The organism is Candidatus Microthrix subdominans, from assembly GCA_016719385.1.
Lineage (GTDB): Bacteria > Actinomycetota > Acidimicrobiia > Acidimicrobiales > Microtrichaceae > Microthrix > Microthrix subdominans.
The window spans coordinates 425,950-437,302 of record JADJZA010000006.1 but is presented as its reverse complement, the minus strand read 5'-3'; the positions used below and the strand labels follow the sequence as shown (position 1 = coordinate 437,302).

The window sequence follows — 11,353 nt, the reverse complement described above, 5'->3', positions numbered from 1 at the left end:
TCGACCAGATCGCCCAGGTGGGGCAACACCGCCAGGAGGTGAATGGCGCCCCCTTATCGGCGGCGGGGGTCGGGTAAATCGATGCGGTCAGCAGCGTCTGGCGCAGCGTGCCGTCAAGCGGATCGTGGCCGTACGCGGCGTCGTTCCAGCGCCACGCCGTAACCCGCTCCGAGGCGTCGATCCAGCGTTGAACTTAAAACTCGAAGCGGGCTGCGTCCCAGCTGGTGTTCTGGTGAACCGGCCGCCTGACGTGCCAAAGCTGGATCTCGGAGGCACTACCTCGTGGGTGTGCACGTCGACCGGCCAGGCCACCTTCAACACCTTCTGGGTGCCGGCGGAAGTCGATGTCGTAGGCGATATCGATGCGGGCTGAGCCCGCCGTCATCGAGAGGGTCTGGGTGAACGTCGAGTCGCCGTGGCGACAGGTCACGCTGGCCCCCCGGCGACCAGCGGCCGCTGTCGGTCACCTCCACCCGGTCGGCGGCGAATCCGTGAAGGGCAACGGTCGAATTGGCGTAGTGATACCGCGCTCAGATCCAAGGCATCGTAGTCCGGCAGCGTCGCCGTGGACAGCTCCAACACGTTGCCCCGCCCCATGGCTCTGGCGCCTCCCGGTCGCCGGGCGCCCGGTGAGGTCGAGCAGCGGGGTGACCAGACCGTCGACGTCCCAGCTCAGCGTGAGCAGGGCGCGTTGGTCATCACCCGCCGTCACTGCGGCGGTCAAGAAAAGCAACTACCGGGTCGCCCGAGAACCGTCAGCGCCTGTTGCGCCACTGCCGGGACCGTCGCGATTGCAGCCACTTCGACATCGCTTTGGCCAGGGCCAACGCCCAGCCACCGGCCGGGAGGTCCGCCTCGACGGCAGCCCGCCCGTCGGCCAGGCCCTGCGCCGGGGCACAGGACGGTCACGTCGTCGGGCCAGTCGACCACACCTGCACTCCGGACCGAACATGTGGGGCAGGGTTGGCCGGCAGCACGCCGACCGAGTCCGCACTCGTACCGTCGACCCGCCGGCTGTCGGCCTGCGCCATGGTGACACTGCATTTCCAGCGATCCTGGCCAGCGAGACGGCGATCATCTCCTCGCATCTTCCGATGATCCGCTGGTAGCTCTCCTCGGCCTCGTGATGGACCCAGGCGATCGAACTGCCGGGCAGAATGTCGTGAAACTGGAGGGTCAGCACCTCCCGCCACAGTGCGGTCAGCTCCTCGGCTACGGGTAGGTGGCGTCGGGGCGCCCACCGGCGGCGGCGTTCGCCCACCACTCCACCTCGCGCAGCAGCGCCTCACTTCGACGGTTGCCCGCCTTGGTCTTGGCCTGGGCGGTGTGGGTAACCCAGTGCATCTCCAGGTACAGCTCGCCCGCAGCGGGAGCGGGGAATCCGGGTAAGCTCGGCGAGGGTGCGTCGACGAAGAACTCCTCAGGCGAGCCCACTTTTGCACCCGCGGCACCGACTCCAGGTCGGACGCCAGGTTGATGCGGGCCATCATCTCCAGAGTGGGGCCGCCACCGCCGTCGCCGTGGCCGAAGGGCAGCAGCGACCGGTTAGCCACGCAACGCTCGGCAAACCGGCGTGCGGCGGGCACCAGTTCGCCCGGGTCGATCTCAGGTTGTAAGGTGTCGGCGGGCGGGAGGTGGGTGAGCATCGTGGTGCCGTCAGCTTCCTCCCACGGGAACGTGTGATGGGGAACGATGTTGGTACCCGGTTCCAGGGAGATCTTCTGGGCGGCACGAAGAAGGTGTCGGCCCCACCGAGGGCGAAGATCTGCGGCAGCGACGCCGGGTACCCCAAGACGTCGGGGATCCACGCCTGCGACAGGTGACGCCATGTAGTGCTTTCGCGGAAGAACCGCTGGCCGTGCAGAAACTGGCGGGCCATCGCCTCGCCACTGGGCAGGTAGCCGTCGGCCTCCACCCACATGCCGCCAGGGGCACCCGCAAAATCGGCCCTCGACCGCATCGGAGATGCCGTCGGCCACCGACGGATACTCGTCGATCATCCACTGGTACTGAACCGCCTGCGAGCAGCCGAAGCGGTAGTCCGGGTTGTTGGCGATCGGGTCGAGTGAGTTGGAGAACGACCGGGCGCACTTGCGGCGGGTCTCGCGCAGCAACACAGCCAGGCGGTGTCGATGTGGGCGTGGCCGATGGCGGTCACCCGGTGCTCCGATGCCGACGCCGGGAGGCTGAGAAACTCAGCCAGTTCGGCCCGTGCATCCGCCGCCGACCCGGGGATGTCGGCCAGGTCGAGGGCATCTGCCGCCCGCCCCAAGGAGTGGAGCATCCGCAGCTTCCGCGAGCCGGCGCCGGCGTCCTGTCCAGCCGAGGCGAAGCAGAAAGTCGATCTCCAACACCAGTTGCCCCACCTCGGTGTTGGGGGGCCACCTCGGCACGGGCCAGCCGGTACTGGGGGCGAGGTCGGGGCCCGTCGCCAGGTCGCTCAGGTCGGTCACCACGTTGGGGTTGACGAACGGGTTGGCGGCCGCCTCCACCAGCAGGTCGACCCGCTCTCCGCCCGGGCCTCCTGGCTGATCAAGCTCCACTGACGCTCCGGATGCAGCCCGTGAAGCGGGGGCCCCAGCTCGCCAGATCAAACCCTTCACGGCGTTGAAGCCGACCTGACCACGGATGAACCGGGGTCGATGATCGCCTCCACCCGGCGGCGGCCAGGTGTTTGGGCACCGTGCCAGAGAACCGAAACCACGAGGTGCCCCGGCGGCCCCACGGTCGCCCACCGCAAAAGGCGTCATAATCGGCCGCTCTGCCTCCGCCACGCCGATGGGTTCGCCCTCGACGTGGTGAGCGGTGACGCTCAACGGCGAGCCCGGACGTAGATGGCGGGACGGATGCGCTGGTCAACAGGTTGCGGATACGGCGTTCGGCGATGCCGGGCTCGGCGTGCGTGGCTCCTATCTTGGCCCGACCGACACCTGCGGCGCCGCGGACACCGTCGTTGCTGGTAGACCGAAGGGGGAGCCGATCAAACAACGAGAGCGAGGGACCGCCCAGATGACTGGCAACGTGGCCGAGGGAACCGAAGAGCCGAGCCAGGAGAAGTGCAGGAGCTGCTCGCCGGGGGGCGGACCGGACCGCCTTGCTGTGGCGATCGGCAAGCATCCCGACATCTTCCCGGTCAACCATGTGATCGAGAAGCGCAAGAGGTGTCGTGTTTCGCACCGACCCAGGCACCAAGTTGGCCGCAGCGGTGCTGGGCACCGGTGTCGCCTACGAGGTGGACCACGTCGACGCCGAAGGCGGCGTTGCCTGGAGCGTCGTCGTGAAGACCAAGCCCGCGAAAGTACCACACGGTCGACGATCTGATCCACGCCGAGGATCTGCCCCTGTTCCCGTGGGAGACCGGGGGAAGCACCGCTACGTCGCCATCACTGCCGACGAGATCTCCGACCGGCGCTTCCACGTCCTCGAACCGGAGTAGCGCTAGGCCGCTCCAGGTCGTCGAGGAACGATGGCCGGAGCGCTCAGGCGTCGATGTGACGCCAGCGTCACCCATTAGCAGGCCGGTCGAGGGCGATCTCGGCGACCTGTACCGAGGCTGCCCGGTCGTCGTCCTCGCCCTTAACCGCCACCTGCAGGTACCAGTCCTTGCCCTCCTGCGGGATGACGAGGCCGGGGTGTCGTTCCAGTACGCCTCCGTCAGGAGTCATCGACCGGTTCGGCGTCGACCATGTCCAGCGTGGACTGCCGGTCGGACTCGTTGTAGGCGGCGATCAGCACCGGTGGAAGCCGTTTCGGCGCTGGTGGTGCAGGTGCTGCGAGAGCGCCCATCGCCTCGTCGACCTCGGGTTCCCCCGCCTTCTCGCCCGTGAGCGCCTGGAAATCCTCGGGTGTGAAGAGGCTGCAGAGGTCGGGCATCGGTGTCGAGCGCCTCGGACTGTTCGGGGTCTCGGACGCGGGAACCGCAGTTTCGTCGGCGCTCTCGTTGTCACCGCCGCAACCGGAGAGTGCCATCACGGCGGCAAGGGACCACCGCCGCCAGTCGAGGCGCAGTCAGACCAACTGGTGAAGTTTTCGCAAACTCCGATCCGTTATGCGTATTCCGGCGCGTGCATCATTCTCCTGTCCGACTACGGAGAGCCAAATCGAAGGGGCCATGGGACGGGCTACCAACCGCCAGAACCGCGCACCGTAGGATTGGGAGCGTTCAGCCGGACCGCCGGCGCGATGCGGATCTACTCACGTTCCCCAGCCGACCCCAACCTCGCCCCGGTAGCTCAGTTGGATAGAGCGACCGCCTCCTGAAAGCAGTAGACCACAGGGTTCGATTCCTGTCCGGGGCGCAAGCGACCATCGCCCGGGAAACAAGGGCGCCCACTCAGCGCCGAAGTCCTCGATCTCACTGACTGTCAGCGGACCAGTCGGAACGGACACAAGTGGTCTACGCCGAAATCCAATCGGGGGTTCGAACTTGGGAGTGGGAGGGCTGACGACCGTTGCTCGACGGCGAAACACAACCTTGCCCAGGTGGAATTCAGCACCGGCCAACCGGTCACAACCCTAAAGGAAAGAGCAACGAACATGTGCGCGGGTGGTGTGGCACGACGCAAACGGGGCGGTCATCGTTGGCCTGTTACGCCGGACTTCCACGAAGACCTGATGACGAACCTGTGGACACAGCCAACGCGGCATCTCGGAGAGAGACGGTGTAAACGGTGCGCTGACGTGGACGTCAAGTACGGAAGCGTCGTGGCGGGCGCGTTCGACATGATCTCCGTCCACGGTCTCAACGAAGCTGGCCTTGCGGGGCACGTGTTGTGGTTGGCGGAGTCCGATTACGGCACTCCAGACAGCAGCCGCACGCAACTAGGCCAAGCAGTCTGGATGCAGTACTTCCTCGACAATTTCGCCACCGTCGACGAAGTCGCCGCATGGGTGCAGTCCACCGACGTCCAGGTCGTCCAGATGATCGGCCCCACCGGCGGCAAGCCTCCGGCGATCCACCTCGCCCTCGGCGACGCCACCGGCGACTCGTGCATCATCAGTACCGCGAGGGCAAGCCGAAGGTGTTCCACAGCCGGGACTACGTCGTCATGACGAACTCGACGACCTACGACAAGCAGCTCCGAGCTGGCCAAGATGATTACCGGGCTGGGTGGGGACCAGCCCATCCCGGGATCCACCTGGCGAGCGACCGGTTCGCACGTGCGTCGTACTACGTCAACAGGCTGGAGCGGCCGAAGACGGAGCTTCAGGCGGTCGCAGGCATGTTCAGCGTCATCCGCAACGCTGCCCAGCCGTTCCACGCCGGATCTTAGCCGAGGCCCGAGCTTCGCAAACCCTGTGGCAGACGGTCTCCGGCCTGACGAACAAGCGGGCGTGTTCGCCTCGACCACCCGTCCGAACGTGGTGTGGGTCGAACTCGACCAGCCTCAACCACACTTAACACCAACGACAACTCCACTGAGGACCCGTCCTCACCGAAGCTTGTCCCAAACCCGCCCGCCATCCTCAGGTCAGATGGCGTTCAACAATCACCGGCGACGTCAGCGACAAGTTCGAAGACAAGGGGGACTTCAACTTCCTCACCCTGGCCATGGAGAAGCAGCTGCTTGATGCTGCCGATACGAAGGCCGCCGAGTAGGCCAGCGCTGGGGGTCGGTTGACGGTGTCTACCTGGTGGGTATCCTCTCAAAGGTGAAGCGGAGGACGTGCCCTGACAACACACAACTTCGTTCTGATTCTCAATCGGCCTATCGATGAGGCAACCAGCGACCTGCTCTTGGGAAGCTGGACTCTGACGATGCCCGCCGTCACAGCATTCGACGGGCATCCGGCGCTTGATGTCGACCGTGACGCCCCTACCTGCTCGAGGCCATTGCTTCGGCTACCACTCAGGCCGAGACAGTGGCAGGTATTCGGGTCCTGCGAGTTGAGGGTGAGGAGCTTGTCTCCCAGGCCGACATCGCCGAGCGAACTGGCCGCAGCCGCCAAGCCGTCAATCATTGGATCAAGCGAGATGCCAACAGCTCAGGATTTCCCGAACCTGCACGGCGCATCGAGCCGGTCACCGCTGTGGCGCTGGACCGACGTGCGGGATTGGCTCGGCGGCGTCGCGTCCCCGATGAACGGGGGACGAATCATTGCCTTACCAACGCGACGCTTGTTGCTCGTCGCAACCTCAACTCCGAAGTCGAGCGCCAGCTCACCGACACGTCACTTGCGGCCCGTGACCACCGTTCGGGATGATCCGAGGGATCCCGAACATCCAGCGCCAAATCCGGCGAGCCCTCGCTGCGGCATACGCCACCTCGCAGGCCAGTGAAGCGGTCGACGAACTCCGCGAGGCGACCAACTCACCTGGAGCTTGACGCCGCCGTAGCGAAGTGCCGCTGTAGCCGTCTCCGACTACGGCACCACGATGTCGGCACGGTGACCAGGTGCGCGGCCAGACGGGAATCGAAGGTGAGGAGCGTTGCTGCCAGTGACTCCGCCAGGGCGACGTAGACGGCGTCGTACATGGTGAGGTTGTGGCACAACTCGAAGGCTCGCCCCATCAGGACATCGTGTCCGTATCGTTCGGCAGGCATTTGCCGAACCGACTCAAGGTGATCGGCGCCCATCGCTTCGCTGACGACGCCCTGAGCCACAAGGCGGCGGAGCACGGACCCGACCTCGACGACCATCAGCTCGGGCACATGGAGCGACCGATCCCTTGCAATGGCGTCGCCAACGCGGCGACCCCGTTCGGTCCACAGGACCAGCTCCACAACGGCCGATGCGTCGAGAACGATCACCGGGCGTCACGCAGCTCGCGAACCAGAGCGGCCGCATCGATTTCCACGTTCGGCCCAGTGCGGTCGCGCCGTTCAAGCCGAGTGAGGAACTCATCGACGGTAGGCCGATCCAGCGATCGCCTGAGCACCATCAGCGCATGCTCGGACACCGATCGGCCCTCCATGGCCGCACGCGCCTTCAAGCGTCGATGGTCGTCTTCTGGAACATGTCGAATCTGAAGAGAGGGCATGCGCACATCATACTCTCATGCATTTCGCATGACCTCCGCCACGTCATCTGGAACCGAGATGCTGACTCGAGTCATGCGCATAGTGCACGAATCGGGCCGTCAGCTGTCTCATGGCGGGCCGAAGCCGGTGAAGGCGCCGCTGGAATCGCGCTCAGCGTTTCTTACCTCGGTGATCGAATCGACCGGCACCGGCGTAGATGTGCGGGTAGATCAGCGGGTCGGCGTCGAAACGCACCTCGCCGGTCACCCGGCTCAGGTCGATCGTGAGGCGACGTAGGTCGATCGTCAGCCGAATAGTGCCTCATTAGCCGGGATCAGCAAGGTCTCCAGGTCGTTCGTCGCATGCACGAAACCCTCGTCGACGAACGCCTCGGGCTGATAGGAACCGCTCGCCTTCTGGGCCTCCCGGACCTCTTTCGGGGTGATGTGAAAGGTGAGGCCGGTCGGGATGGGGCGCTGGTTTCCGTCGTCGCTCATCGGGCCATGTCATCACAGGGTTGGATCGGCGAGGCAAAGACCGCGACACTTTCGCGGTGACCGGCACGATGAACCCCTCGACGATGTCCCCGGCTGCGACCACGTCGGAGGCCGCCGCACCGGCGACCGGCGCCGCGGACCACCTGCGCCACGACTGGACCGCCGACGAGGTGACCGCCCTGTTCGAGCTGCCGCTGACCGACCTGCTGTGGCGGGCGCAGAGCACCCACCGTCGCCATCGCGAACCCGACGCCGTGCAGCTGAGCACGCTGCTGTCGATCAAGACCGGGGCCTGCCCCGAGGACTGCGCCTATTGCCCGCAGGCCGCCCAGTACAACACCGGCCTGAAGCCCGAGCCGCTGATGGACACCGAGAAGGTGCTGACCGCCGCCCGCAGGGCAAAAAGCGGTGCCCCAGCGGTTCTGCATGGGCGCCGCCTGGCGCTCGCCCAAGGACCGCGACATCGAGCGTGTGAGCGCCATGATCGAGGGCGTCAAGGCGCTGGGCCTGGAGACCTGCATGACCCTGGGCATGCTGAGCGACGACCACGCCGAGGCGCTGGCCAACGCCGGCCTGGACTACTACAACCACAACCTGGATACCTCGGCCGAGTACTACGAGGAGATCATCACCACCCGCACCTACGGCGATCGCCTGGACACCCTGGATGCCGTGCGCTCGGCGGGCATGAAGGTGTGCTGCGGCGGCATCGTGGGCATGGGCGAGACCCGGGCCGATCGCGTCGGGCTGCTGATGACCCTGGCCAACCTGGCCCACCACCCCGAGTCGGTGCCGATCAACGAGCTGGTGCAGGTGCCGGGCACGCCGCTGGCCGACGGCGAGACGCTCGACCCGTTCGAGTTTGTGCGCACTGTCGCAGTCGCCCGGCTGATGATGCCCGACTCGGCAGTGCGCCTGAGCGCCGGGCGCACCGAGATGAGCGACGAGCTGCAGGCCCGTGCTTCACCGCCGGAGCGGACAGCATCTTCTACGGCGAGAAGCTGCTGACGACCGATAACCCGAAGGCAACACCGACCGCGAGCTGCTCGACCGCATCGGCCTGCGGGCCGGCTGACCGAGAGCTGGAGCGATCTCATCCTCCTCAAGGCCGAGCCGAGGCAGGCCCCCGAGGCCTTCAGCGTGATGACCCGTTCCAGCGCCTCGTCAACCCGGTCGGCTGACAGTCGGCCGTCGGCGACCGCTCCTTCAGCCGGTCGAGCACCCTCAAAGGTCGCCGGGCCCGCCGAAGAACAGCGCCATGTCGTTGCCGGCCACGAGCGACAGCTCGATCGCCTCGTCCACACCAATGCCCCGCTGGGTGATCGACCCCATCTCGGCCAGTTCGTCGGTGACCGCCACGCCGTCGAACCCGACGTTGTTGCGCAGATAGGCCATTGCCCCCGGATCGAGCGAGAACGGGCGGCCCTCGGTGGTGAGGCCCGGCACGTCCAGGTGGCCGGTCATGATGAGCTGAGCGACCCTCCATCGACTTGGCGAGGTTGCGGAGGGCAGCAGATCGGCCGCTTCGATGGTAGCCAAGTCGGGCGTGGTCGCGGGTTCGTAGTCGGCATCCACGTCGGAGTGGCCATGCCCCGGGAAGTGTTTGAACGTGGGGTACCCCGGAGGCGCACATCCCCTCGGCAAACGCTCCGCCGTTGCCGTGACCGTGGCTGGATCGGACGACCATGTGCGGTCGCCCAGCGGCTCTCGGGGACCGGTGAGGTCGAGCATCGGCGCAAAGTTGACGTTGACGGCGTGGGCCCGTAGCTGGGCCCCATGCCCTTCGGCTGCCTCTCCGGATTCGGTCAGGGTTCCAGGTGCCCATCTCTCGTGCCGGGGGAAGCGGATCGGCAACCTGCGGCAGCGGATCGACACGCCCGCCCTCGCCGTCGGTGGCAACCCAGGCGGGAAGCAGCCCTGTTGTGCCGCCGGAAGCACCGGCAGTTGAACAGCCCCAGCTCCTTTCTGCCGACGAACACTCCCCGGCCCCGGCATCGATCACCGCTTGGGCTGCGCTGGGGTCGGTCGTGCCCGGGGTGTCCTTGAAGCCAGTGTTGAAGCCGATGAACATCAACTGCGCCAGCTTCTGGCGGGTGGGCCAGCGCTTCGCTGCGGCGACGGTCTCGGCCACCGGGTCACTCTCTTCTGCGCTGGGCACGGTGGTGGCCGGGAGGTCCGCCGTGGTCGTGGTTTCGGCAGCCGGAGCAGCGGTTGTCGCCGCTGTGGTCGCCGGCGCAGCCGTGGTGGCGTTGGCGCTCGTTGACGTCGCAGCCGTCGTCGCTACAGCCGTGTCCTCCGTTGGAAAGCCCGACCCTCCGCAGCCATCACCGAGGATCATCATCGTCAAGATGACGACGGCGTCTTGAAGCGGTGGCGGTGGGTTTCATGCGCCTGAACGTTACGGCTCATCGAAGTCCGGAAGAAATTCGTTCCTATTGTTGAATAACCCATGCCATCGATACAGTCAGTGGCCACACCGTCACCGAAGACAAGGTCCCGACCATGACCGATCAGTCAGGCCCCAGCCCGTGGAACAACAACCCTGGGCCAACTCCTGGCGCTGACGGGGAAGCGCCGACAACCATGACGCCCGCCGTCGCTCCCGACGTCATCGGCGCACCGCCTCCCCCTTCGGGACAGTCCAACCGGCTGAAGGTCATCGTTGCAATCAATGCTGTCGTCGTCCTCGTGGGCGCTGTCGTGATCGGGGTTCTGCTACTCACGGGTGATGGCGACGGCTCCAACGTTGCGCTGACCGATAATCGGGGGTCGTCAACGACGACCAAGGCCTCAAGTCGTACGGTGGGGAGATACCGATCGCTCGACCACCACGCGAGCCTCCGCCGCGACCGGTGCCGATCAAGTGGCGCTGGCACCGAAGCCAACCGCAGCCCCGTGCGTCCAGCCCCAGCCGCCCAGGCGACCGTCGCCACTGCCCCCGCCCCCACTCAGCCGACGATGACGCAGCCCCCTGCCGCCCAACCAGTACCCCCGTCGGTGCCGTCGGTCGACGATGCGCTCGGCCAGGTGAGCACGACGCTCACCGAGTTCATGGCCGCCGATACACGCGGCGACATCGACGGAGCGATGGCCCATTTGGCCCCTCCAGTCGACCAGTGGGTGGGCGCCGATCAGCGCAACTTCACCGCAGACCAGCTACGTGCAGACCTCGGCGACCCCGACAGCGATTTCAGCCTGTCGTTGATCGAGGGTCCGACGCTTGCTTACGGCCCGGAGCCCACGCCGGATGGCGGTTGGATGATCAAGGTGAACTACACGATGAACGCTAACGGCGAGTACCTCAGCAAGGAAGGCGGTTGGAAGTGCGTCAACAACGACCAGCGCTTCCTCGACACGTTGGTTGCTTCTCCGGGGGGATCTCCCCGGATCTCCAGCCACGAACAGGTTGGCGAACCTACCAAGTTCTGCTAGCTGGAAATAGTCGGGATGACGCTATGGGCCAGCGAGTCGGCGGCGTCAAGCGACGATTGGTCGATGCCCATGACCGCCATACCATTGCCGTCATAAACAAAAAAGTGGTCTGACCGGAAGTCGCCTTCGGACCCCCGGATGGCCAACACCCCGGTGCTCTTGCCCTCCACCTCGTCGGCGTAGGGCTCGCGCAACAGACGACCTTGATCGCGGAAAGTGCCGGCCAGTTCCTGGGCGGTCGCCAGCCCGTCGGTGGCACCATCCGGGTTGAATTCGACCACGACCTGCTGACCCCCAGGCCCCTGGAACTCCGACCGCAACGCACCATCGTCACGCCGTTCGGCCACCACGGTCGGGGTAAAGCCGGAGGGAACGTCGAAGCTGATGATGCCCAGCGTGTAGTCACCAATGGCGGCCTCACTTTCCAGGTTCGCATCGTCGGAGGCCGCTGCGCTGGCGGCT

At 66.1% G+C, this 11,353-nt stretch carries 16 protein-coding genes, 1 tRNA gene and 2 pseudogenes; 7 read left to right on the top strand and 12 right to left on the bottom strand.

Annotation, left to right across the window (positions count from 1 at the left end):
* Nucleotides 1-193 precede the first annotated feature (193 nt).
* The 5 genes from IPN02_10200 to IPN02_10180 form a co-directional block, all read right to left on the bottom strand.
* Nucleotides 194-430 carry a hypothetical protein gene (locus tag IPN02_10200; GenBank protein ID MBK9297183.1) on the bottom strand — a complete coding sequence of 79 codons (237 nt, stop codon included), beginning with the start codon at nt 428-430 and terminating at the stop codon, nt 194-196.
* Nucleotides 431-733: 303 nt separating this feature from the next.
* Entirely contained in the window at nt 734-1,261 is a 528-nt protein-coding gene (locus IPN02_10195; GenBank protein ID MBK9297182.1) for a hypothetical protein, read from the bottom strand.
* Nucleotides 1,213-1,434 carry a hypothetical protein gene (locus tag IPN02_10190; protein MBK9297181.1) on the bottom strand — a complete coding sequence of 74 codons (222 nt, stop codon included), beginning with the start codon at nt 1,432-1,434 and terminating at the stop codon, nt 1,213-1,215. The genes IPN02_10195 and IPN02_10190 overlap by 49 nt, the downstream gene beginning before the upstream one ends.
* 52 nt (nt 1,435-1,486) lie before the next feature.
* Complete coding sequence (locus IPN02_10185; protein ID MBK9297180.1) at nt 1,487-1,921, bottom strand: hypothetical protein; 435 nt, start codon at nt 1,919-1,921, stop codon at nt 1,487-1,489.
* Nucleotides 1,922-2,195: 274 nt separating this feature from the next.
* Entirely contained in the window at nt 2,196-2,543 is a 348-nt protein-coding gene (locus IPN02_10180) for a hypothetical protein (GenBank protein MBK9297179.1), read from the bottom strand.
* A gap of 623 nt (nt 2,544-3,166) precedes the next feature.
* Here IPN02_10180 and IPN02_10175 point away from each other — a divergent pair.
* Nucleotides 3,167-3,436 carry a hypothetical protein gene (locus IPN02_10175; protein MBK9297178.1) on the top strand — a complete coding sequence of 90 codons (270 nt, stop codon included), beginning with the start codon at nt 3,167-3,169 and terminating at the stop codon, nt 3,434-3,436.
* Nucleotides 3,437-3,503: 67 nt separating this feature from the next.
* Here the strand turns inward: IPN02_10175 and IPN02_10170 are convergent, their stop codons facing one another.
* Together IPN02_10170 and IPN02_10165 are read right to left on the bottom strand one after the other, a co-directional pair.
* Nucleotides 3,504-3,665 (bottom strand): hypothetical protein, encoded by a 162-nt coding sequence (locus tag IPN02_10170; GenBank protein ID MBK9297177.1) that lies wholly within the window; start codon nt 3,663-3,665, stop codon nt 3,504-3,506.
* Nucleotides 3,655-3,873, bottom strand: a complete 219-nt coding sequence (locus IPN02_10165) for a hypothetical protein (protein MBK9297176.1) — start codon at nt 3,871-3,873, stop codon at nt 3,655-3,657. The genes IPN02_10170 and IPN02_10165 overlap by 11 nt, the downstream gene beginning before the upstream one ends.
* Before the next feature lie 348 nt (nt 3,874-4,221).
* Between IPN02_10165 and IPN02_10160 the strand changes: the two genes are divergently transcribed.
* Nucleotides 4,222-4,298: transfer RNA gene (locus tag IPN02_10160), tRNA-OTHER, on the top strand.
* A gap of 316 nt (nt 4,299-4,614) precedes the next feature.
* Nucleotides 4,615-5,571, top strand: a pseudogene (locus tag IPN02_10155) (linear amide C-N hydrolase).
* Between the two features lie 740 nt (nt 5,572-6,311).
* On the opposite strand, the gene IPN02_10150 reads toward IPN02_10155, so the two are convergent.
* Together IPN02_10150 and IPN02_10145 are read right to left on the bottom strand one after the other, a co-directional pair.
* Entirely contained in the window at nt 6,312-6,752 is a 441-nt protein-coding gene (locus tag IPN02_10150; protein MBK9297175.1) for a type II toxin-antitoxin system VapC family toxin, read from the bottom strand.
* A complete protein-coding gene (locus IPN02_10145) occupies nt 6,749-6,982 on the bottom strand; it encodes a hypothetical protein (GenBank protein ID MBK9297174.1) in 234 nt (77 codons plus the stop codon). Before IPN02_10145 ends, IPN02_10150 begins: the two co-directional genes overlap by 4 nt.
* A gap of 58 nt (nt 6,983-7,040) precedes the next feature.
* Between IPN02_10145 and IPN02_10140 the strand changes: the two genes are divergently transcribed.
* On the top strand, nt 7,041-7,259 hold the full coding sequence (locus IPN02_10140) for a hypothetical protein (protein ID MBK9297173.1): 219 nt from the start codon (nt 7,041-7,043) through the stop codon (nt 7,257-7,259).
* An 8-nt stretch (nt 7,260-7,267) separates the two neighbouring features.
* Here the strand turns inward: IPN02_10140 and IPN02_10135 are convergent, their stop codons facing one another.
* Nucleotides 7,268-7,459, bottom strand: coding sequence for a hypothetical protein (locus IPN02_10135; protein ID MBK9297172.1), 192 nt, complete (start codon nt 7,457-7,459; stop codon nt 7,268-7,270).
* 83 nt (nt 7,460-7,542) lie between these two features.
* Between IPN02_10135 and bioB the strand changes: the two are divergent.
* A pseudogene (bioB, locus tag IPN02_10130) lies at nt 7,543-8,534 on the top strand (biotin synthase BioB).
* 149 nt (nt 8,535-8,683) lie between these two features.
* On the opposite strand, the gene IPN02_10125 reads toward bioB, so the two are convergent.
* Nucleotides 8,684-9,334, bottom strand: coding sequence for a glycoside hydrolase family 3 protein (locus IPN02_10125; GenBank protein ID MBK9297171.1), 651 nt, complete (start codon nt 9,332-9,334; stop codon nt 8,684-8,686).
* Nucleotides 9,335-9,495: 161 nt separating this feature from the next.
* On the opposite strand from IPN02_10125, the gene IPN02_10120 reads away from it, so the two are divergent.
* Both IPN02_10120 and IPN02_10115 read left to right on the top strand, forming a co-directional pair.
* On the top strand, nt 9,496-9,825 hold the full coding sequence (locus IPN02_10120) for a hypothetical protein (protein MBK9297170.1): 330 nt from the start codon (nt 9,496-9,498) through the stop codon (nt 9,823-9,825).
* A gap of 592 nt (nt 9,826-10,417) precedes the next feature.
* Nucleotides 10,418-10,891, top strand: a complete 474-nt coding sequence (locus tag IPN02_10115; protein ID MBK9297169.1) for a hypothetical protein — start codon at nt 10,418-10,420, stop codon at nt 10,889-10,891.
* On the opposite strand, the gene IPN02_10110 is transcribed toward IPN02_10115, so the two are convergent.
* Nucleotides 10,888-11,238, bottom strand: a complete 351-nt coding sequence (locus tag IPN02_10110) for a hypothetical protein (protein ID MBK9297168.1) — start codon at nt 11,236-11,238, stop codon at nt 10,888-10,890. The two genes, IPN02_10115 and IPN02_10110, sit on opposite strands and share 4 nt — an antisense overlap.
* Nucleotides 11,239-11,353: the final 115 nt, after the last annotated feature.